The sequence below is a fragment of the Streptomyces tailanensis genome, from assembly GCF_008386495.1.
In the GTDB taxonomy this organism is placed as follows: Bacteria; Actinomycetota; Actinomycetes; order Streptomycetales; family Streptomycetaceae; genus Streptomyces; species Streptomyces tailanensis.
Genome location: NZ_VTHJ01000013.1, coordinates 38,126 through 59,382, shown reverse-complemented (window position 1 = coordinate 59,382; position 21,257 = coordinate 38,126). Strand labels below are relative to the sequence as shown.

The following is a 21,257-nucleotide window of genomic DNA, read 5'->3' as shown; positions in this document are numbered from 1 at the left end:
TTCCAAGTACGAGAATTCGGGTGCGCATGGCACTGACCCTCCCCCCGGCGCGCACCGCATGTCAAGTGGGTGGGACAGGAGTCTCATTATGTGAGCGAAGGGCACTTCCGCCTCCGTAGACAGCGGTTACACCACTTGTGTACACCCCTGCGCCCCCGATTGCTCGCTCACCTCCCGGAAGCAATAGTCGGTGCCCCTCCGGTTCTCTCCCGCCGCCCGCGAACGCGGGTTCCGCCGGCGCGACGGGCACCGGGTAGTACCCCGCGGACAGGGCCCGGCGCAGCCGGTACTCGTCCTGCGGTCCGGAGAAGGCCGCGCCCTGGCCGTGGGTGCAGCCCATCGCGCGCAGGGCGATGACCTGCTCGGGCAGATCCACGCCGTCGGCGACGGACTCCAGACCGAGGTCGTTGGCGATGCGCAGCAGCCCACTGGTGATCTTGTGCAGCCGCGTGGACTCCACGACCCCTTCGACGAGACCCCGGTCCAGTTTGAGTACGTCGACGGGGAGGCGGCGCAGCGCCGTGATCGCCGCGTGGCCGCTGCCGAAGCCGTCCAGGGCAACCCGGACGCCGAGGCGCCGGAGGTGGTTCAGCCGGCGCTCCAGATCGTCCAGGGAGCCCTTCAGCTCGGTGTCGGACAGTTCGATGACGAGGGAGCCGGAGGGCAGCCCGTGGCGCGTCAGGAGGGCCTCCAGGGAACCCGGGGGCAGTGAGCGGTCCAGCAGGCGCCGGGCGCTCATCCGGACGGACACCGGTACGCCCAGGCCGACCGTGAGGCGGTCTGCGGCCTGCTCGACGGCCTGCTCCAGCATCCAGCGGCCCAGCTCGGCGGTCTTGTCGCTGTCCTCGGAGACCCGCAGGAACTCGGCGGGCGTGAACAGCACCCCCTGGGAGGAGCGCCAGCGGGCCGCGGTCGCGACCGACGAGATCCGGCCGGTCTCCAGCTCGACCACGGGCTGGTTCAGCAGCAGGAACTCACCGTCGTGCAGCGCGGCCCGCAGCCGGGTGGCCAGCTCGGCCTTGCGTACGACATCCTGCTGCATCTGTGGCTTGTACAGCTCGACGCGGCCCTTGCCGGACGCCTTGGCGCGGTACATGGCGAGATCGGCGTTGCGCAGCAGCTCGCCCGCGCCGAGGCCCGGCTCGGCGAAGGCGACGCCGATGGAGGCGGCCACCCGGACGTCGTTTCCGTCGATGTTGTAGGGCTGCGAGAGGGTGATCCGGAGGCGGTCGGCGAGCTCGAAGATGTGCTGTTCGCGGGCTGCCCGGTCGCGGGAGCCGTCGCCGACGATGAGGGCCGCGAACTCGTCGCCGCCGAGGCGGGCGGCGGTGTCCCCCTGCCGGACGGCTTCGTGGAGTCTGCGGGCGGCCTGGACGAGCAGTTCGTCCCCGGCCTGGTGCCCGATGGTGTCGTTGACGGCCTTGAAGCCGTCGAGGTCGATGAAGAGGACCGCCGTGTTGCGCAGGGCGATGCCGCGGTCGGAGGCGCGGCGGCCGGAGAGCGCCTGTTGGACGCGCTTGGTGAACAGGGCGCGGTTGGGCAGGTCGGTGAGCGGGTCGTGCTCGGCGTTGTGCTGGAGCTGGGCCTGCAGGCGCACCCTTTCGGTCACGTCCCGGCTGTTGAAGATGAGGCCGCCGTGGTGCCTGTTGACCGTGGACTCCACGTTCAGCCAGCCGCCGTCGCCGGACTTGAAGCGGCACTCGATGCGGGTGGTGGGCTCCTCGGCGGGGCTGGCGGCGAGGAAGCGGCGCACCTCGTGCACCACGCAGCCGAGGTCCTCGGGGTGGATGATCGAGGCCAGCTCCTTGCCCATGAGCTCCTCCGCCGGGCGTCCGTAGACCCCGGCGGCGGCCGGGCTGACGTAGCGGAGGATGCCGTTGGGCGCGGCGATCATGATGACGTCGCTGGAGCCCTGCACCAGGGAGCGGAAGTGGTTCTCCTTCTGGGCCAGTTCCTGGGTGAGGGTGATGTTGTCGAGGAGGATGATGCCCTGGCGCGCGACGAGGGCGAGCACGACCGTGCAGGCGGTGATGAGCACCACGCGGTCGATGCTGCGGCCGCTGAGGACGTTGTAGAGGATGCCCAGGGTGCAGACGGCGGCGGCCAGGTACGGAGTGAGTGCGGCCAGGGAACCGGCGATGGGGCGGGTGGCCGGATACCGACTGTGACCTCCTCCCTGGAGGAGCACATGGACGTGCCCTCCCTGTGAGCCGTCGGGGCGCTGCCCCGGGTTGTGCTCGTGCACCACGCGCGCGTGGGTGTCGTCCTCGGGCCGGCTGCCGTGCCGCCGGCCGGCCCAGGGGGCGTAGGCGAGGAGCAGGGAGCCCGCGAACCAGCCTGCGTCGAGGAGCTGGCCGGATCGGTAGCTGTTGTGCAGCAGGGGCGAGGTGAACAGGGCGTCGCACATCACGGTGAGCGCGAGGGCGCCGATCACGGTGTTCACCGCGGAGCGGTGCATCGACGTACGGCGGAAGTGCAGCGCCAACACCATGCTGACCAGAGCGATGTCAAGCAGCGGGTAGGCCAGTGAGAGCGCGGTGTGCGCGGTGTTCGAGCCGTCGAGCCGGGCGGTCTGGGCCAGCGCGAGGCTCCAGGAGAGGGTGACCAGGGAGCCACCGATGAGCCACGAGTCCAGCGCCAGGCAGACCCAGCCGGCCTTGGTGACGGGCCTCTTGGCCAGCACCAGCAGCCCGACGATGGCGGGGGGCGCGAAGCAGAGGAAGAACAGGTCGGCGTAGCTCGGATCGGGTACGTCGCGCTGCAGGACGACCTCGTACCAGCCCCAGACGCCGTTGCCGAGCGCCGCCATCAGGGATGACAGCGCGAACAGCAGCCAGGCGGGTCGAAAGCGGCTGCGGCGGCTGCGCGCGTAGCAGAAGCAGGAGACGGCGGCTGCGGCCGCGGCGGCGGCGAGCCCGAAGTCGCCCATAACAAGGGCGACTTGCTCATTGCCCCAGCCGAGCGCGGCACCGAAGGCGTAGGCCGCGCACACCAGGGCCAGCACGAGCTGCATCCGCAGGCCCGCTCCACCGCGGTCGGACGGCGGCCCGCCGGGCAGCGACGCGCCCGGCAGCGGCTCGGTCACCCTGGGCGCGGGGCTCAGCGTGGGGGCGGACGGGCGGGGGCTCACCGGGACTCCCAGGTGAGCGCCGTTCCCGTGCCCCGCTGGTCCCGGTGCGTCGGATGGATGTGTTTCCGGCGGCTGCTGTGCCTGCGGTGATGACCGTGACCACCGTGACCACTGTGGACGCCGTGACTCCCGTGCGGGTCTCTGCGCGTCACAGTTCGCCAGGGCCGCAGCCGTCGGCTCCGCCGCGTCGGATCGTTCGTCCATAGGCCGTGCATCGCCCGTCGCCCCCCTCGCAGTCTCAAGTCCGTCCCCGGCCGCCGAACGGTGCACGGCGCAGCCCCTGTCGGGGACGATACACCAGTCTCGTCACTCAGGGACATAGCCCCTCTACGCTCCGTGACCATCTGCGGCAATACGAGCACGTACCGCTTCCGTCGGAATGCGGAGGGTGCCCGAAGTGGATTACAGGTGTGCCGACGCTTCCGTCGTAAAGACCACGTTGCGCAGCGGCTCGTGGTTCACGAAACGACCCAACTGGTCCGCCAACAGCCTTTTGGCGCGCGGCAGGAAGGCCGAACTGGGGCCGCCGACGTGAGGGCTGATCAGCACCCCGGGGGCGTGCCACAGCGGGTGCCCCGGCGGCAACGGCTCGGGGTCGGTGACGTCGAGGGCCGCCGTGATGCGCCCGTTCTCCAGCTCCGCGAGCAGCGCCTTGGTGTCGACGACGGCTCCGCGGGCAACGTTCACCAGCAGGGCGCCGTCCTTCATCCGGGCCAGGAAATCGGCGTTGACCAGGCCTTTCGTCTGTTTGGTGAGGGGAGTGGAGAGGATCACGACGTCTGCCTCCGGCAGCAGGGAGGGCAGGTCGGTGAGCGGGTGCACCGGGCCGCGCGCCGTGGTGCGCTCGGAGCGCGCGACGCGCGCCACCCGCGCCACCTCGAAGGGAATGAGCCGGTCCTCGATGGCGGCGCCGATCGCGCCGTAGCCGACGATCAGGACCGTCCTGTCGGCGAGCGCGGGGCGGAACTCGCCCTCCCAGTGCCCCTGTTGCTGCGCCCGTACGAAACCGGGGATGCCGCGCAGGGAGGCGAGGGTGAGGGTCAGCGCGAGTTCGGCCGTGCTCGCTTCGTGCACTCCGCGTGCGTTGCACAACTGGACGCCGGGGCCGACCGCCGACAGCCGGCCCATGACGTCGTCGACGCCCGCCGTCAGCGTCTGAACGACCCTCAGGTTCCGCATGTGCTCCAGCGGTCCGACCCGCACCGCCAGGCGCTTCATGTACGGCACGACGTACATGACGCAGTCCGCCGGATCGCCCGGATACGCCTGGTCTCCCTCCTCACCCCCGTCCCAGAACAGGTAGTTGGGCCCTTCGGGGAGCCCGTCGATCTCGTCCGGCGGGATGGGGAGCCACACATCGGCGGTCACGTCAGCAGTCATGTGCGGAGGCTATGTCAGGTGGCCGGGACGGCAGAGGTTAGGTTGGGGGCCAGGAGAGGGAGGGTCACGACCAGGTGGAGCGCAGGACGATCGGCGCGGCGACGCTCGAAGTGGGGGCCGTCGGACTCGGATGCATGCCGATGAACTGGGCGTACACCGGGTCACGGCAGCGGGGCGACGAGTCGGTGCGGGCGGTGCACCGGGCGCTCGACCTCGGCACCACGCTGCTGGACACGGCCGACATGTACGGCCCCTTCACCAACGAACTGCTGGTGGGCCGGGTGCTGAAGGAGCGTCGCCGGGAGGCCTTCGTCTCCACGAAGGTGGGCCTCCTGGTGGGCGAGCAGCACATCGTGGCCAATGGCCGCCCCGGCTATGTGAAGCGCGCGTGCGACGCCTCGCTGCGGCGTCTGCAGACCGACGTCATCGACCTCTACCAGCTGCACCGCGTGGACCCCGAGGTCCCCGTCGAGGAGACGTGGGGCGCGATGGCGGAGCTCGTACAGGCCGGAAAGGTACGGTCGTTGGGCCTGTGCGCGGTGGGGGCGCGGGCGGGCCGCAGGCCGGGGGCGGGCATGTACGACGCGACGCTCCGCTGTCTCCGGCGGGTTCAGCAGGTGTTCCCCGTGAGCGCGGTACAGGCGGAGCTGTCGGTCTGGTCGCGCGAGGCCCTCGCCTCGCTCCTCCCCTGGTGCGCGGCCCGCGGCATCGGCTTCCTCGCCGCCATGCCCCTCGGCAACGGGTTCCTCACCGGCACCCTCACCCCCGGCGAGGGCTTCGAACCGGACGACATCCGCGCCCGCCACCCCCGCTTCACCGCCGAGATGATGGCCGCCAACCAGCCCATCGTCGCCGGCCTCCGCCGCGTCGCGGCCCGGCACGGGGAGGCTGTGACCCCGGCCCAGATCGCCCTCGCCTGGCTCCTCTCCCAGGGTCCCCATGTGGTCCCGGTCCCCGGTACGAAGCACGAGCGCTGGGCGGCGGAGAACGCCGGTGGCGCCGCGCTGCGCCTGACCGCCGAGGACTTGGCGGAGGTGGGGGCGCTGCCTCCGGCCCGGGGTTCCTGGGACTGAGGACGGGAAGCGCCCCCGCCGCCCCTACTCATTTCCATCCCCAGGGGCTGCGCCCCTTCGACCGCGCTCCTGGGGGGGGCTGCCGCCCCCAGGCCCCCGCCGGGGGGTGAGGGGGTGCCTGAGGTGCGTTTGTCCGTGCGGGTCGTCGTCGGTTGCTCGCGCAGTTCCCCGCGCCCCTGAAGGGGTGCGGGGAACTGCGCGACAAGCCCCCACCACCCACACCCGCCATAAAACACGCACCCTCCGAGCTCTCAGGCGAAGCGGGGTCGAAGGGGTCGAAGGGGCAGCCGCCCCTGGATGGGGGTCCCCCCGCTCGAGCGGAGCCGAGAGTGAGGGAGGGACGGGTAGGAACGGCGGGGGCGAGAACAATGGAACCTGTGGGGCACTCGCGGTGTATGAACAGTAGAAGCCCCGCGTCGAAGGGATCGTGATGGTGCAACGTCGAGTGGTGACGGCCGTGTTGGCCGCAGCCGTGCTCATGGTGACGACCGGCTGTTCCGACGACGGCGGAAAGCAACCGGACACACCCGGAAGCTCACCGCCGAGCAGCAGCACACCGGCGTCCCCCTCGGAGCAGGCGGCGGCCGAGGTACCCCCGGCAAAGGGCTCGGTGAAGGTGGTCCGCACCGTCACCGAGGACCTGAACACCCCCTGGGGCCTCGCCCCCCTCCCCGAGGGCGGCCTCCTCGTCTCCTCCCGCGACGAGGCCACGATCAGCAGAATCGCCCCGGAGACCGGCGAGAAGACGGAGCTCGGCGAGGTCCCCGGCGTCGCCCCGGCCGGCGAGGGCGGCCTCATGGGCCTCGCCGTCTCCCCGGACTACGCCTCCGACCACATGCTCTACGCCTACTTCACCTCGGAGTCCGACAACCGCATCGTGCGGATGCTCTACGACCCCGAGAAGCCCGAGGGCGAGCAACTGGGCGCCCCGGACACGATCCTCCGCGGCATCCCCAAGGGCACGAATCACAACGGCGGCCGTATCGCCTTCGGCCCCGACCAGATGTTGTACGCGAGCACCGGCGAGCGGTACGAGGGCCCGCTGGCCCAGGACAAGAAGTCCCTCGGCGGCAAGATCCTGCGCATAACCCCGGACGGCGAGCCCGCCCCGGGCAACCCCTTCGACAACTCCCCCGTGTACTCCTACGGCCACCGCAACGTCCAGGGCCTGGCCTGGGACGGCAAGCAGCGCCTGTGGGCCTCGGAGTTCGGCCAGAACACCTGGGACGAGCTGAACCAGATCCAGCCCGGCGGCAACTACGGCTGGCCGGAGGTGGAGGGCAAGGGCGGCGAGTCCGGCTTCATCGACCCGGTGGCCGTATGGGGGACGGACGAAGCCTCCCCCAGCGGTATCGCCATGGCGGAGGGTTCCGTCTGGATGGCGGGCCTCAAGGGTGAACGCCTCTGGCGCATCCCCCTCGACGGCACCAAGGCCTCCGCCGACCCCCAGGCCTTCCTCGAAGGCGATTACGGCCGCCTCCGCACGGTCGTCTCCGCCGGTGGCAACAAGCTCTGGCTGGTCACGAGCGAAACGGACGGCCGGGGCTCCCCCGAGAACGGCGACGACAAGATCCTGGAACTGGAGGTGACGTAAAAGGGCCGGCGCCTCACTCCTCGGAGCCCTCGGCCTCTGTCTCCTCTGCCCCCTCCCCCGCATTGGGCGGCCGCACGACGACTTTCCCGGACGCGAGATCTATCGGTCCACGCCCGGGATCGTTGTCCCCCACGTCCTCCCTGGTCAGCTCCAGCCGGTTCTGCTCATCACGGGTGTGCTTACGGCCCGGCGCGAACAGTTCCTCGAAAGCGTTGAACACAGTGCTCCCCCCTTGGGCCCGCGTCGGGGCGGGCGGCTGTGAGTCGTCGATCAGCGATCGGTGGAGCCCCGAACTCGATCTGGTACAACGCGTCTCTCGTGTGATTCGTGCCCGGCTGCGTCATCCCGCTGCCAGTCGCTCCCCGACCCCCGTAGGGAACAACCCCAGCCGATGTGCGACCGCCGCCGCCTCTCCCCGCCCGGAGACGCCGAGCTTGGCCAGGATGTTGGAGACGTGGACGCTGGCCGTCTTCGGGGAGATGAAGAGTTCCTCGGCTATCTGGCGGTTGGTGCGGCCGGCGGCGACCAGGCGGAGGACGTCGTGTTCACGGCCGGTGAGGCCGAGCGCCGCGACGGGGTCGGCGGGGGTGAGGGCGGCCTCGGGGGCACGGCCGAGGGTGAGGCGGGCGCGGCGGGCGAGGAGGGCGACGTCCTCGGCGAGCGGGCGGGCGCCGAGGTGGTCGGCAACGGCGGCGGACAGTCGTAGCAGCTCCGTCGCGCGGTCGCGGGCCTCGTCGTCGCTGCCGTCTGCCAGCAGCGCCTCGGCGAGGCGGTGCCGGACGCGGGCGAGGTCGTACGGCCGTTCCAGGGGCTCGAAGGCGGTGACGACCTCGGACCAGGAGTCGGGGGACACGACGCCCTCGGCTCGCTGGAGTTCGGCGCGTACCCAGAGTTCGTGGGCGAGCCAGATCGGTGCGCCGGTGGTGAGCTTCTTGACCACGGCGAAGATCCGGTCGAGGACCTCGGCACGGCCCTGCCCGGCGGCCGGCAGCCCTCGCAGGTCGGCCTCTGCGATGGCGGCGGTGAGCAGCAGGGGCCAGGCGTAGCGCTGGGTGCCGACGGGCAAGCCGGTGTCGAGGACGCGAGCCAGTTCGGCGCGGGCATCTGGGAGGCGGCCTTCTGCGGCGGCGATGCCGATGGTGAGGGAGGACAGGGGGAGGTTGTACTGGGGCATGGGGTCGTGCGTGCCGAAGTGGGCGCGAGCGGTGTCCAGTTGGCGATGCGCTTCGGCGACCTCGCCCCGGGCGAGCGCCATGCGGGCGCCGTAGGTGGCTCCGACACCGCGCGGCTTCGCGTTGTGACCGATGCTCTGGGCGTTCAGCAAGGCCTCGGCTCCTTCGTCCCAGCGCCCGAGGGACTCCATGCATTCGGCGAGGTTCGCCCACAGCCAGGACTCGGTGTCGCGCAGTCCCAGCCGCCGGACGAGTTCCAGACCCTCCTTGAGGCGTGCCACCGCCTCCTGGGAGCGGCCGATGCTTTCCAGGATCGAGGGCAGGTTGACCAGGGCGTTGCCCAGGACTGTGGCGAAAGCGCTCGGCTTCTGCACCACCCGGTCCCTGACCTCGTACATCTCGGCCAGCCCTCCATCGGCGTCCCCCGCGTCGACCATCAGCCCGCCCAGCGTGAGCCGCGCGCTCAACTCGATCTCGTCGGCACCGACCATGCACGCGTAATCAACGGCACGCTGGGCGGCGGACAGGGCCTCGGGACCGGGCTCGTGCAGCATGGACCACGCGGCGGCCATCGTGAGGACCTCGGCGTGCACCTCCGACGGCGGCAGGCCACATACGAGTTCCTGAGCGGTGTTGAGTTCCTTCCAGCCATTGCCCCGGGCCAGTCCTTGGACCAACACGCCTCGCTGGACCCAGAACCAGGCGGCCCGGAGGGGGTCCTTCTCCTCTGTCAGCAGGTCCAGCGCCCGCCGGGTGATCCTGAGGGCCCGCTCCCGCTCCCCGCTCAGTCGGCCCGCGACGGCCGCCTCCGCCATCAGGTCGAGATAGCGCAGCGGCGTGGTGGCCGGGTCGCAGCCGCAGGGTGGGTAGACCTCGGTGTAGTCGATGGGGCGCAGGGCGGCGCGTACGGGGTCGGGGGCGGCCTCCCAGAGCTCCATCGCCCGTTCCAGGAGCCGTAGTTGCTCGGCGTGGGCGTGCCGGGAGCGGGCCTCGACGGAGGCGTCGAGGACGGCGGGCAGGGCCTTGGCGGCGTCGTGGGCGTGGTACCAGTAGCTGGCCAGGCGGGTGGCGCGGCCGTCGGCCGGGACGAGCGTCGGGTCGGCCTCCAGGGCTTCGGCATAGCGGCGGTTGAGGCGCGAGCGTTCGCCGGGCAGCAGGTCGTCGCTGACGGCCTCGCGGACCAGGGAGTGCCGGAAGCGGTAACCGTCGCCGCCGGGTGCGGCCAGGAGGATGTTGGCGCCGACGGCAGCCCGTAGCGCCTCGATGAGGTCGTCCTCGGGGAGCTGGGCCACGGCAGCGAGCAGGGCGTACTCCACGGTGGAGCCGCCCTCGGCGACGATGCGGGCGACCCGCTGGGCGTCCTCGGGGAGCCGTTCGACGCGGACGAGGAGGAGGTCCCGCAGGGAGTCGGTGAGGGCGGCGCAGCCCCCGTCGTGGGCGGCGACGGCGAGTTCCTCGACGAAGAAGGCGTTGCCGTCGGAACGTTCGAAGATGTCGTCGGCCTGTTTCGGATCGGGTTCGGCGGCGAGGATGCCCGCCAGCTGATGGCCGACCTCGGCGCGGTTGAAGCGGCGCAGTTCGATACGGCGGACCCTGCGGAGGCGGTCGAGCTCGGCGAGGAGCGGGCGCAGCGGGTGGCGGCGGTGGATGTCGTCGGAGCGGTAGGTGGCGAGGACGACGAGGCGGCCGGTGCGCAGGGTGCGCAGCAGATAGGCGAGGAGATGGCGGGTGGAGGCGTCGGCCCAGTGCAGGTCCTCCAGGACGAGGACGATCGTGCGCTCGGCGGCGAGGCGCTCCAGGAGGCGGGCGGTGAGTTCGAACAGGCGGGCCGTGCCCTCCTCGTCGTGCCGGGCCCGTGGGGTCTCGCCCAACTCGGGCAGCAGCCGCGCCAGTTCCTCCTCCTGGCCGGCGGCCGCGGCGATCAGCTCGACGGGGAACCCGCGGTACAGGGCGCGCAGGGCGGTTGAGAAGGGCGCGAACGGCAGCCCGTCGGCGCCGATCTCGACGCAGCCGCCGAGCGCGACGACCGCGCCCGCGCGCACGGCCACGTCGGCGAACTCCTCGACGAGGCGCGTCTTCCCGACCCCGGCCTCACCGCCGAGGAGCAACGCCTGTGGCTCCCCCGGGGCTCCCGCGGCGCGGGCGAGCGCGTCGTGCAACACCTCCAGTTCGTCGGCGCGGCCGACGAACACCGGACTGACGGACATGGTCTCCACAACGCCGAGCATCGCACGCGGGTCCGACAGTCCGGCACCGATTATCCGCGGGCCGCTCATGCGGCGCGAGGGAACCGGAAGCGGCGGACGCGTCGGCGACGCACCTGCACCCCCTCCGCGTCGTTCTCCTCGCGATGGGCGCGCTGGGCGCGGCGCGCCTCCCGTGCCTGGCGGTAGTGCTCCGCCTCGCGGATCAGCTCTGCGGAACGGATCTGCTGGAGTTCGTACTCGAACATCTCGTACCCCCGTGAAGGATCGGCTTCGGCTCGCTTCCTGCGATGCCGATGCCTCGACCTTCGTCTCCAAGGCGGGTCCGCCGCATCGGGAGAGTTCCGCATCTTGAACGGCTGAGGGGCCTTAGATCGACCGCGACATACCTACGGTCGACCTAAGGCCCCTCAGGACCCCCGGTGATTCGGGGTGATTCAGCTCTGGGTGATTCAGACGGACGGCAGTCCGAGCCAGACGTCCGTGTACTTGAGGACCGCGAGGATCAGTCCGATGACGCCGAGCGAAACACCCGCCCAGGAGACCGACTTGATCCAGACCGGCTGCGGCTTGCCCGGGACGCCGAACGCCGGCCGGGCGAGGACCGCGACACCGACGATCAGCGCGATCAGCGCGAAGACGCCGCCCCACATCGCGGTGGCCTGCCAGGCGTCGCCGTAGACCGCCTCGAGCTGTGTGGCGACGGTCGCGTTGGTCGCGGCCTGCATCTCCAGGTTGCCGCTGATCTGCTCGCGCTCGGCGGCCACCGTGCCGACCCAGCTGCCGCTCAGCGAGATGACCGCGAGCGCGGCGGAGACGATGGCGCCGGCTCCCTGGCCCGCGCCCGAGGGCTCCTTCACCTGGGCCTCAAGCAGCTCGTCGCCGTCCTCGGCCTGCTCGGCGTCGGTCGGCTCCAGGTCGGTCACGCCAGCCGCGGCAGCCTCGGACGACTCCGTGTCGGCCTCGGCCTTGGTCACATCCACCTTGTCCTCGTCGTTCTTCGCCTCGGTGCCCGTACCGGCCCCTGTCTCGTCCACTGTCTTGGTTCCCATACCTCGCACCGTACGAATGTTGTCTGAGAGGTCTCTTAATGATCGCTGTGCGCGCCACGCGCGCGTGCCGCACGCCATTCGGGCGCCAGGACGGACCATATCTCCAGATCGTGCCTGACCCCTCGGTGGGGATACCTCTCCCGCTGCACACCGTCCCGGGACATGCCCAGCCGCCGGGCCACGTTCAGGCTCGGCCGGTTCCCGGAGGCCGCGATCCACTCGACCCGGTGGATGCCGCGGACATCGACCGCCCAGTCGATGAGGATCCGCATCGCGCGTGTGACCAGCCCCCGCCCCGTACCGGCGGGTTCCAGCCAGCAGCCGACCTCGCAGTTGGCGTTCTCCGCGTCGAAGTTGAGAAAGAGGACGCCACCGACGAGCTTCCCGTCGAGCCACAGGCCGTGCAGGGAGCCGGTGTCGGCGGCGCGCATGTCGGCGTACCGCTGGAGGACTTCCCGGGCGGACGCGACGTCCGTGGCCGTCGAGCCGAAGGGCACGTACTGGTTGATGAATTCCCGCCCCCGTTCCAGGTGGGCGAGGAACTCCTCGGCGTACCACGGCTCCAGAGGCCGGAGTTCGGCTCCGTCGTCACCCAGGGATATCGCGTACATCCTGCGGCCGCTCCTTCTCCAGATCGTCGACTGCGACGTCTGTGAGCCTCTCATGGGCGGCACGGGACTCGGGCGGTTCGATGCTGATGCGGGGCATGCGCTTGTCGAGCCAGCGGGGCAGCCACCAGTTGGCGCCGCCGAGCATGTGCATGAGGGCGGGAACGAGGAGCGTACGCAGGACGAAGGCGTCGAGGGCGATCGCGGCGGCGAGGGCGATGCCGAACATGGCGATCACGCGGTCGCCGCTGAGGACGAAGGCGAGGAAGACGGAGATCATGATGACCGCCGCGGAGTTGATCACCCGGCTGGTCTCGGCGAGACCGACCCGGACCGCGCGCCGGTTGTCGCCGGTCTCCAGCCACTCCTCGTACATCCGGCTGACCAGGAAGACCTGGTAGTCCATGGAGAGCCCGAAGAGGACCGACACCATGATCACGGGCAGGAAGGGTTCGATCGGCCCGGCGCTGCCGAGGCCCAGCAGCTCGCTGCCCCAGCCCCATTGGAAGATCGCGACGACCACGCCGAACGCGGCGGCGACGGCGGCCACGTTCATCGCGGCGGCCTTGAGCGGTATCCCGATCGACCGGAAGGCGAGCAGGAGCAGCAGACAGCCGAGTCCGATCACGACCCCGACGAACAGCGGCAGCTTGCCGACGATCACATCCGCGAAGTCGTCGTAACCGGCGGTCATCCCGCCGACGTGCAGATCGAGCGAGGTGTCGGTCTCGGCGCGCGGCAGCACCTCGTCGCGCAGCCGTTCGACCAGATCGCTGGTCTTCTCGGACTGCGGGGAGGAGTCCGGTACGACGGTGAGGTACGCGGTGTCGCCACTGCTGCTGTACGTCACCGGGGTGACCGCCGAGACGCCCTCGGTGGCCCTGAGTGTGGTGTCCAGGTTGTCGAGCGCGAGCTTGTCGGCGGCGCCGTCGACCTCGGTGACCAGGGTGAGCGGGCCGTTGACGCCTGGGCCGAAGCCCTCCGCGAGGAGGTCGTACGCCTGGCGAGTGGTCGTCGTCTGCGGGTCGTTGCCCTGGTCGGAGGTGCCGAGGCGCAGTCCGAGCGTGGGCAGGGCGAGCAGGGTCATGACGACGAGGGAGATCGCGCCGAGCTTCTTGGGGTGCCGTTCGACGAAGGCGGACCAGCGGGCGGCGAAGCCTGTGGGCAGCTCTGGTTCGGGGCCGTGCTCGGTGAGCCGGCGGCGCTCGCGGCGGCTCAGCGCCCGCATGCCAATGAACGACAGCAGGGCCGGCAGCAACGTGACGGAGGCGGCGACGGTGAGGACCACGGTCAGCGAGGCGGCGATCGCGACGCCGTTGAGGAAGCCGAGCCGCAGGATCAGCATGCCGAGCAGGGCAATGCAGACGGTGGCGCCCGCGAAGACGACGGCCCTCCCGGTGGTGGCGACCGCGCTCCGCGCGGCCTCCTCGACCGGCAGGCCCCGCTTCAGCCCGCGCCGGTGCCGGGTGACGATGAACAGCGCGTAGTCGATGCCGACGCCGAGCCCGATCAGCGTGCCCAGCATGGGCGCGAAGTCGGCCACCGTCATGGCGTGCCCGAGCAGGGTGATCCCCGCGTACGCGGTGCCCACACTGACCAGGGCGGTCGCGATCGGCAGCAGCGAGGCCGCGAGCGAGCCGAAGGCGAGGAAGAGCACCACGGCGGCGACGAGCACGCCCACGATCTCGGCGAGGTGTCCACCGGAGGTCTCGGTGAGCGCGATGGCATTGCCGCCCAGCTCGACCTGGAGCCCGTCGCCCTCGGCGGCCCTCGCCGCGTCGACGACGGCCTGGGCCTGCGCCTTGTCGATGTCCTCGGCCGGCTTGTCGAAGGTGAGGGTGGCGTACGCCGTACGGTCGTCCCCGCTGATCCGGCCGCCGTCGGCGCCGTCGTACGGGTCGGTCACGGCGGCCACACCCGGCAGCTCGGCGATCTCGTCGAGGGCCCGGGTCATCGTCTGTTCGACGGCGGCGGCCCGTACGGTTCCGTCGTCCGTGTGCCAGACGACGGTGGCGCTGTCACCGCTGATCTGCGGGAAGCCCTCGCTCAGGAGATCCGCGGCGCGGCTGGATTCCGTGCCGGGGGTCTTGTAGTCGTTCGAGTACGCGGCTCCCGCGGCGGCGGCGCCGGCGGCCGTGCCCGCGAACGCGACCAGCCACAGAATGACGGTGACGAGACGGTGCCGGACGCACCAGCGCGCAAGGGCTGCCACGGATCGTGCTCCTGGGGGGTTCATTGATCTTTGACCGTGTACAGCCGCAATTGGAACTGAACAGCACGCAAAGAACACGTGAGCAATGCCTAGTCACTGTTGCATCCAAATGTGATCGTCAGGCGGGTTTGAGGGCCTCGTCACAGGAGATGGGAGCCAGCTCACAGGACGGATGACTGCACTCTGTCGCCCTGTGCAACAGCCGTGGACGCACCCGGGGGCGGTACATCGCAGTGATGTACCGCCCCCGGATGTACGGAGTGGAACGTCTATTCGTTCAACCTGTTCGTTCAGCCCTCGCTGACGCCCAGCTTCTCCAGGATCAGCTCCTTGACGCGGGCCGCGTCCGCCTGACCGCGCGTGGCCTTCATGACCGCGCCGACCAGGGCGCCGGCCGCGGCCACCTTGCCGCCGCGGATCTTGTCCGCGATGGCCGGGTTGCCGGCGATGGCCTCCTCGACGGCCGTCGTCAGGGCGCCCTCGTCGGAGACGACCTTCAGACCGCGCTTCTCGACGACCTCGTCCGGGGTGCCTTCGCCCGCGAGGACGCCTTCGATGACCTGGCGCGCCAGCTTGTCGTTCAGGTCGCCCTTCGAGACCAGCTCGGTGACCCGGGCGACCTGCGCCGGCGTGATCGCCAGCTCGTCGAGCGACGTGCCCGCCTCGTTGGCGCTACGGGCCAGCTCACCCATCCACCACTTGCGGGCGGAGGCGGCGTCGGCCCCGGCCTCGATGGTGGCGACGATCGGTTCCAGCGCACCGGCGTTGAGGATCGCCTGCATGTCGGTGCCGCTGATGCCCCACTCCTCGCGGAGCCGGTTGCGGCGGACCAGCGGCAGCTCGGGCAGCGCGGCGCGGATCTTCTCGACCCACTCGCGCGAGGGGGCCACCGGCACCAGGTCCGGCTCGGGGAAGTACCGGTAGTCCTCGGCCTCCTCCTTCACCCGGCCCGAGGTCGTCGACCCCGTGTCCTCGTGGAAGTGCCGGGTCTCCTGGATGATCGTCCCGCCACCGTTGAGCACGGCCGCGTGCCGCTGGATCTCGAAGCGAGCGGCACGCTCCACGGAACGCAGCGAGTTCACGTTCTTCGTCTCGGAACGCGTGCCGAACTTCTCTGTGCCGTTCGGGCGCAGCGACAGGTTCACGTCGCAGCGCATCTGGCCCATCTCCATCCGGGCTTCCGAGACGCCGAGCGCCTTGATGAGCTCGCGCAGCTCACGGACGTACGCCTTGGCGACCTCCGGCGCGCGCTCCCCGGCCCCGACGATCGGCTTGGTGACGATCTCGATGAGCGGGATGCCGGCACGGTTGTAGTCGAGCAGCGAGTGCGAGGCGCCGTGGATGCGGCCCGTCGCGCCGCCCACGTGGGTGGACTTGCCGGTGTCCTCCTCCATGTGGGCGCGCTCGATCTCCACGCGGAAGGTCTCGCCGTCCTCCAGCTGGACGTCGAGGTAGCCGTTGCAGGCGATCGGCTCGTCGTACTGGGAGGTCTGGAAGTTCTTCGGCATGTCCGGATAGAAGTAGTTCTTCCGGGCGAAGCGGCACCACTCGGCGATCTCGCAGTTCAGCGCGAGACCGATCTTGATCGCGGACTCGACGCCGGTCGCGTTGACGACCGGGAGCGCGCCGGGCAGGCCGAGGCAGACGGGGCAGGTCTGCGTGTTGGCGTCCTGACCGAGTTCGGTCGAACAGCCGCAGAACATCTTGGTCTTGGTGCCGAGTTCGACATGGACCTCAAGGCCCATGACGGGGTCGTACGACGCCAGCGCGTCCTCGTACGACACCAGGTCGGTCGTGGTGGTCACGGTGAAACTTCCCTCTCAGCCCATCAGGACGTCGTCGTCGCCCAGCCGCTTCAACTCGCGGTAGAGGATGGCGAGGCCGGTGACGATGGCGGCGGCGGACACGGCGGCGTCGACGAGGCGCAGCGTGTCGCTCTCGAGGCGGGCCTTCTTGGCCTGCTTGACGACACTGATCGCGCCGAGCGCGGTCGTGGCCATGGACAGGTACGTGCCGGACTTGGACTTCTTGAAGCCCTTGGCCTTGGACAGTGCACTCACAGCGACGGAGCCTCCTCGAGGAGCGGGTGCCCCCACTTTTCCACGAAGGCGGCCTCCACAGCGGCGCCGACCTTGTAAAGGCGGTCGTCCTGCATGGCCGGGGCGATGATCTGCAGGCCGACCGGCAGTCCGTCCTCCGGCGCGAGACCGCAGGGCAGAGACATCGCGGCGTTGCCCGCGAGGTTGGTCGGGATGGTGCACAGGTCCGCGAGGTACATCGCCATCGGGTCGTCGGCACGCTCACCGATCGGGAAGGCGGTGGTCGGCGTCGTCGGGGAGACGATCACATCCACCTTCTCGAACGACTTCTCGAAGTCGCGGGTGATGAGCGTACGGACCTTCTGGGCGGAGCCGTAGTACGCGTCGTAGTAGCCGCTCGACAGGGCGTACGTGCCGAGCATGATGCGGCGCTTGACCTCCGGGCCGAAGCCCGCCTCACGGGTGAGGGAGGTGACCGCCTCGGCGGAGTTCGTGCCGTCGTCGCCGGTACGCAGGCCGTAGCGCAGGCCGTCGAAGCGGGCGAGATTGCTCGAACACTCGCTCGGCGCGATCAGGTAGTACGCGGCCAGCGCCAGGTCGAAGGACGGGCAGTCCAGCTCGACGACCTCGGCACCCAGCTCCTTCAGGACCTCGACGGCCTCGTCGAAGCGCTGTACGACACCGGCCTGGTAGCCCTCGCCGCGGAACTGCTTGACGACACCGACGCGCATCCCCGCGACCGAGCCGTTGCGGGCGGCCTCGACGACCGGCGGGACCGGGGCGTCGATGGAGGTGGAGTCGAGCGGGTCGTGTCCGGCGATGACCTCGTGGAGAAGGGCCGCGTCCAGGACCGTACGGGCGCAGGGCCCGCCCTGGTCGAGGGAGGACGAGAACGCCACCATGCCGTAGCGGGAGACCGCCCCGTACGTCGGCTTGACGCCCACCGTGCCGGTGACGGCGGCCGGCTGGCGGATCGATCCGCCGGTGTCGGTGCCGATGGCGAGGGGCGCCTGGAAGGAGGCGAGGGAGGCGGAGGAACCTCCGCCGGAGCCGCCGGGGATGCGGGTGAGGTCCCACGGGTTGCCGGTGGGCCCGTACGCGCTGTTCTCGGTGCTGGACCCCATGGCGAACTCGTCCATGTTGGTCTTGCCGAGAATGACGACGTCCGCGTCCTTCAGCCTCTTGGTGAGGGTGGCGTCGTAGGGCGGGATCCACCCTTCGAGGATCTTCGACCCGACGGTGGTGGGCACGCCCACGGTGGTGAAGATGTCCTTGAGGGCGAGCGGCACACCGGCGAGCGGGCCCAGCTTCTCCCCTCGCTCGCGCTTCTCGTCGACGGCGCGAGCCTGGGCGAGGGCGCCCTCGCGGTCGACGTGCAGGAAGGCGTGCACCTTCTCGTCGACGGCCTCGATACGGGCCAGGTGGGCCTCGGTGACCTGTACGGCCGTGAGCTCGCCGGACGCGATCTTCGCGGCGATCTCGGCCGCGGTGAGCTTGATGATGCTGTCGGTCATGACGTGATCAGTCCTCCCCCAGGATCTGCGGCACCTTGAAACGCTGCTGCTCCTGGGCCGGGGCGCCGGACAGCGCCTGCTCGGGGGTGAGCGACGGACGGACCTCGTCCGCGCGCATGACGTTCGTCAGCGGCAGCGGGTGCGAGGTCGGCGGGACGTCTTGGTCGGCGACCTCGCTGACGCGGGCGACCGCGCCGATGATGTCGTCCAGCTGGCCCGCGAAGTGTTCAAGCTCTTCGGGCTTCAGCTCCAGACGCGCCAGCCGGGCGAGGTGGGCGACCTCCTCGCGCGTGATGCCAGGCATGCAGCGATCCTCTGGGGTGAGTGTGTGTGGTTTGGCGCCAATCCTATGGGGCGCGCGCGACTCCCCGCGCCCGGGTTATTCGCCCCCGCCGCCCCTACCCGTCCCTCCCCCACTCTCGGCTTCGCTCTAGCTGGGGGGACCCCCATCAGGGGCGACTGCCCCTTCGACCCCCGCAGAAGAGCTCGGGAGGTTGCGGATGTGGGGCGTCTGCGGGTTTGGTGTGGTTGCTCGCGCAGTTCCCCGCGCCCCTGGTTACCCGGGGGCACCCCCTGCTTTTAAGGGGCGCGGGGAACTGCGCGACAAGCCCCCACCTACCCGCACCCGCCAACCCACCGACCGGACCGAGCTCTCAGGCGCAGCGGGGTCGAAGGGGCAGCCGCCCCTGATGGGGGTCCCCCCGCTCGAGCGGAGCCGAGAGTGGAGGAGGGAATGGGTAGGGGCGGCGGGGGCGAGAAAACTACTCGTCGGCCGTCGCCGCTGGCAGCGCCGCCGCCGGCCGCTGCCAGCCCCGCGAGCCACGGGCCCGCAGCCATGCCGTCGTCTCGTCCGGGGGCATGGCCGCGGCCACGAGCCACCCCTGCACCGCATCGCACCCCAGATCCCGCAACCGCTCCCACGTCTCGTCGTCCTCGACGCCCTCAGCGACGACGAGCAGCCCCAGCGAATGCGCGAGATCCACGGTGCAGCGCACGATCTCCGCGTCCTCGTTGTCGACCGCCAGCCGCGCCACGAACGACCGGTCGATCTTCAGCTCGCTCACGGGCAGCCGCCGCAGATGGACCAACGACGAGTACCCGGTCCCGAAGTCGTCGAGCGACATCTTCACCCCGTGCCCGGTCAGCCCGGCCAGGGTGTCCGCGGCCCGCTGCGGATCCTCCAGAAGCACGTGCTCGGTTATCTCCAGCTGCAACGCCCCGGCAGGGACCCCGTGACGGGCGAGCCGCGCGGCCACGGCCCCGGCGAATCCGGGGGTGTGGACGTCGCGCGGGGACACGTTCACGGCGACCGGCACATGCAGGCCCTGCGCCCGCCACCGCGCCACCTGCCCGAGGGCCGTCTCCAGGACGTACTCGGTGAGGTGCGGCATCAGCCCGGACGACTCGGCGATCGCTATGAACTCGTCCGGCGGCACCTTCCCCCGCTCGGGATGCACCCACCGCACGAGCGCCTCAAGACCGGCGACCTGCCCGTCGAAGCGGACCTTCGGCTGGTAGTGCAGCTCGACCTCGTGCGCGTCCAGCGCGCGCCGGAGGTCGCCGAGGAGTCCGAGCCGGTCGGGGGTGTTGGAGTCCCGCTTGGACTCGTAGACCTCGACGCCGGTGCGGTCCCGCTTCGCCTGGTACATCGCCACGTCCGCCCGCCGCAGCAGCCCCTCCGCGTCGAGCGCGTGGTCGGGGAAGACGGCGAGCCCGGCGCTGGCCTCCAGGACAAGGGTGAGCCCGTCGAGGTCGAGCGGTGAGCCGAGCGCGGCGACAAGGTTGCGGGCGACACGCGACGCGGACGTCGTGGAGTCGGCGATGGGCAGCAGTACGGCGAACTCGTCGCCGCCGAGCCGCGCGGCCTCCGCTCCGCGCGGCAGCGCCACTCGCAGCCGATCAGCTATCTGCAGCAGCAGCCGGTCGCCCGCGAGATGCCCGAGCGTGTCATTGACGGACCTGAAACGATCAAGGTCGATCAGCATCAGTGCCGCCCTCGCCCCGATACGTTCGGCGTCGTCCAGGGCGGTCCAGGTCCGTTCGAGCAGCCACTGGCGGTTCGGCAGTCCGGTGAGCGGGTCGCGCAGTTGTTCCTCCGCCCGGGCACGCGCGATCCACAGGGTGGAGTCGAGCGCGATGAGCGGGATGGCGAACAGGGGCAGCAAGAGGGGCTGGGCGGTGGCGACGACGCAGACCAGCGGCGCGATGCCGAGCAGCGCGACGGCGACGAGGCCCTGTCTCACCATGGCCGTACGGGCGACGGTGGGGACACCGCCGCGCGGTGAGGCCAGGTACCAGAGCAGGGCGCGGGTGACCACGAGGTAGGCGACGGCGACGAGCGCCACCTGGGGCGCCGAGTAGAGGGTCCAGTTCTCGGGGTCCCAGGGCCGCTCCACGGAGGGGATGCGGCCGAAGGCCCTCAGGACGAGCGCGCCGACGCCGATGCCGAGGATGTCGACCGCGCCGTGCAGTACGCCCTGCCGCCAGCGGCCTCGGCGGGCGACGCCGACGAGGACCACGACGGTGAGGCTGACCATCCCTGCCGGCACCCAGCCGTACAGCAGCAGTACGGAGAGGGTGAGGGCGGCGCCGGAGCCGGTGCCGCCCCACCAGCGGGCGCGGCCCATGGCGACGAGGTGGCCGACGATGATGCCGGTGAGCAGGGCGAGGGACCAGCCGACCGCGCCGGACGGGAAGAGCGCGTGCTGCCCGGCGAAGGCCCGGTAGAAGCCGGCGCCCAGGATGGCGCCGGCGAGGCCGACGATCGCGGCGGGCAGTGCGGGCCAGGCCATGTGCCGCTCTGTGTCGTGGCCGGGCAGCCCGTGCCCTCGGCCGTCACCGAGCGTGGCCGTGCCGGGTGCGGCCCCGCCGGTGCCGACTGCGGGGCCGGCAGTGAGCTGTACGGGGGCCGGTACGAGGGCGCCGGGTGCGCTCCCGCCCGCACGGCCCGGTGGCCATCCGGCGCCGACCCGGGGGTCCGCGCCGGTCTCCTGTGCGCCGCTCCGTTCTCGACGTTCTCGAGGTTCTCGAGGTTCTCGAGTTCCCTCGAACGGGCGTCCCCTCATGAGCAGGGAACGCCCCCATCGCCAGGCCCCGGACACCCGGCGCAGGCGCAGCCGCGAGTCCGGGGCGACGCTCTCGGTCGGTTCCATTCCCGTCCCTCTCACAGCCGGCGGTGCCCACGCCACGCGGCCCGTTGCTCCCGACAACCCTCAACGGCACCGCGTCCGAAAACCCACCACGCGTCCGGGCACGGCAGGCGCACATCTCAACAGTAGG

Annotated in this window: 15 protein-coding genes; 2 read left to right on the top strand and 13 right to left on the bottom strand. The window is 70.9% G+C overall.

The annotated features are described in order from the left end of the window. Positions 1 to 61: 61 nt before the first annotated feature. Complete coding sequence (locus tag F3T56_RS13070) at positions 62 to 3,130, bottom strand: putative bifunctional diguanylate cyclase/phosphodiesterase (protein WP_172638921.1); 3,069 nt, start codon at positions 3,128 to 3,130, stop codon at positions 62 to 64. A gap of 402 nt (positions 3,131 to 3,532) precedes the next feature. After that, positions 3,533 to 4,510 carry a 2-hydroxyacid dehydrogenase gene (locus F3T56_RS13065; RefSeq protein ID WP_246203596.1) on the bottom strand — a complete coding sequence of 326 codons (978 nt, stop codon included), beginning with the start codon at positions 4,508 to 4,510 and terminating at the stop codon, positions 3,533 to 3,535. A gap of 74 nt (positions 4,511 to 4,584) precedes the next feature. Between F3T56_RS13065 and F3T56_RS13060 the strand changes: the two genes are divergently transcribed. Together F3T56_RS13060 and F3T56_RS13055 are read left to right on the top strand one after the other, a co-directional pair. Continuing rightward, positions 4,585 to 5,583: an aldo/keto reductase gene (locus F3T56_RS13060; RefSeq protein ID WP_149825279.1), complete on the top strand. Its 999-nt coding sequence runs from the start codon at positions 4,585 to 4,587 to the stop codon at positions 5,581 to 5,583. 430 nt (positions 5,584 to 6,013) lie between these two features. Further along, positions 6,014 to 7,177 (top strand): PQQ-dependent sugar dehydrogenase, encoded by a 1,164-nt coding sequence (locus F3T56_RS13055; protein WP_149825277.1) that lies wholly within the window; start codon positions 6,014 to 6,016, stop codon positions 7,175 to 7,177. 13 nt (positions 7,178 to 7,190) lie between these two features. Here F3T56_RS13055 and F3T56_RS13050 read toward each other — a convergent pair whose 3' ends face one another. The 11 genes from F3T56_RS13050 to F3T56_RS12995 form a co-directional block, all read right to left on the bottom strand. After that, positions 7,191 to 7,397 carry a DUF6191 domain-containing protein gene (locus F3T56_RS13050; RefSeq protein WP_149825276.1) on the bottom strand — a complete coding sequence of 69 codons (207 nt, stop codon included), beginning with the start codon at positions 7,395 to 7,397 and terminating at the stop codon, positions 7,191 to 7,193. A 120-nt stretch (positions 7,398 to 7,517) separates the two neighbouring features. Next, positions 7,518 to 10,625, bottom strand: a complete 3,108-nt coding sequence (locus tag F3T56_RS13045) for a helix-turn-helix transcriptional regulator (protein ID WP_246203595.1) — start codon at positions 10,623 to 10,625, stop codon at positions 7,518 to 7,520. Then, positions 10,622 to 10,801, bottom strand: coding sequence for a hypothetical protein (locus F3T56_RS13040; protein ID WP_149825274.1), 180 nt, complete (start codon positions 10,799 to 10,801; stop codon positions 10,622 to 10,624). The genes F3T56_RS13045 and F3T56_RS13040 overlap by 4 nt, the downstream gene beginning before the upstream one ends. Before the next feature lie 204 nt (positions 10,802 to 11,005). Then, a complete protein-coding gene (locus F3T56_RS13035; RefSeq protein ID WP_149825272.1) occupies positions 11,006 to 11,605 on the bottom strand; it encodes a hypothetical protein in 600 nt (199 codons plus the stop codon). A gap of 35 nt (positions 11,606 to 11,640) precedes the next feature. Continuing rightward, on the bottom strand, positions 11,641 to 12,216 hold the full coding sequence (locus tag F3T56_RS13030) for a GNAT family N-acetyltransferase (protein ID WP_149825269.1): 576 nt from the start codon (positions 12,214 to 12,216) through the stop codon (positions 11,641 to 11,643). Further along, on the bottom strand, positions 12,194 to 14,425 hold the full coding sequence (locus tag F3T56_RS13025) for an MMPL family transporter (RefSeq protein ID WP_149825268.1): 2,232 nt from the start codon (positions 14,423 to 14,425) through the stop codon (positions 12,194 to 12,196). The genes F3T56_RS13030 and F3T56_RS13025 overlap by 23 nt, the downstream gene beginning before the upstream one ends. A 290-nt stretch (positions 14,426 to 14,715) precedes the next feature. Beyond that, positions 14,716 to 16,230 (bottom strand): Asp-tRNA(Asn)/Glu-tRNA(Gln) amidotransferase subunit GatB, encoded by a 1,515-nt coding sequence (gene gatB, locus F3T56_RS13020; protein ID WP_149825266.1) that lies wholly within the window; start codon positions 16,228 to 16,230, stop codon positions 14,716 to 14,718. Positions 16,231 to 16,245: 15 nt separating this feature from the next. Next, on the bottom strand, positions 16,246 to 16,485 hold the full coding sequence (locus tag F3T56_RS13015; RefSeq protein ID WP_149825264.1) for a hypothetical protein: 240 nt from the start codon (positions 16,483 to 16,485) through the stop codon (positions 16,246 to 16,248). After that, positions 16,482 to 17,978: an Asp-tRNA(Asn)/Glu-tRNA(Gln) amidotransferase subunit GatA gene (gatA, locus tag F3T56_RS13010; protein WP_149825262.1), complete on the bottom strand. Its 1,497-nt coding sequence runs from the start codon at positions 17,976 to 17,978 to the stop codon at positions 16,482 to 16,484. The genes F3T56_RS13015 and gatA overlap by 4 nt, the downstream gene beginning before the upstream one ends. A 7-nt stretch (positions 17,979 to 17,985) precedes the next feature. Then, positions 17,986 to 18,282, bottom strand: coding sequence for an Asp-tRNA(Asn)/Glu-tRNA(Gln) amidotransferase subunit GatC (gene gatC, locus F3T56_RS13005; RefSeq protein WP_007384860.1), 297 nt, complete (start codon positions 18,280 to 18,282; stop codon positions 17,986 to 17,988). Positions 18,283 to 18,739: 457 nt separating this feature from the next. Continuing rightward, positions 18,740 to 21,130: a putative bifunctional diguanylate cyclase/phosphodiesterase gene (locus F3T56_RS12995; protein ID WP_149825258.1), complete on the bottom strand. Its 2,391-nt coding sequence runs from the start codon at positions 21,128 to 21,130 to the stop codon at positions 18,740 to 18,742. Positions 21,131 to 21,257 lie beyond the last annotated feature (127 nt).

What these genes read in the sequence shown, in the direction of transcription:
- gatA (WP_149825262.1), bottom strand. Translation starts at nt 17,978, where the DNA reads ATGACCGACAGCATCATCAAGCTCACCGCGGCCGAGATCGCCGCGAAG.
- F3T56_RS13055 (WP_149825277.1), top strand. Translation starts at nt 6,014, where the DNA reads ATGGTGCAACGTCGAGTGGTGACGGCCGTGTTGGCCGCAGCCGTGCTC.
- F3T56_RS13045 (WP_246203595.1), bottom strand. Translation starts at nt 10,625, where the DNA reads ATGAGCGGCCCGCGGATAATCGGTGCCGGACTGTCGGACCCGCGTGCG.
- F3T56_RS12995 (WP_149825258.1), bottom strand. Translation starts at nt 21,130, where the DNA reads ATGGAACCGACCGAGAGCGTCGCCCCGGACTCGCGGCTGCGCCTGCGC.
- F3T56_RS13065 (WP_246203596.1), bottom strand. Translation starts at nt 4,510, where the DNA reads ATGACTGCTGACGTGACCGCCGATGTGTGGCTCCCCATCCCGCCGGAC.
- gatC (WP_007384860.1), bottom strand. Translation starts at nt 18,282, where the DNA reads ATGCCTGGCATCACGCGCGAGGAGGTCGCCCACCTCGCCCGGCTGGCG.
- F3T56_RS13030 (WP_149825269.1), bottom strand. Translation starts at nt 12,216, where the DNA reads ATGTACGCGATATCCCTGGGTGACGACGGAGCCGAACTCCGGCCTCTG.
- F3T56_RS13040 (WP_149825274.1), bottom strand. Translation starts at nt 10,801, where the DNA reads ATGTTCGAGTACGAACTCCAGCAGATCCGTTCCGCAGAGCTGATCCGC.
- F3T56_RS13035 (WP_149825272.1), bottom strand. Translation starts at nt 11,605, where the DNA reads ATGGGAACCAAGACAGTGGACGAGACAGGGGCCGGTACGGGCACCGAG.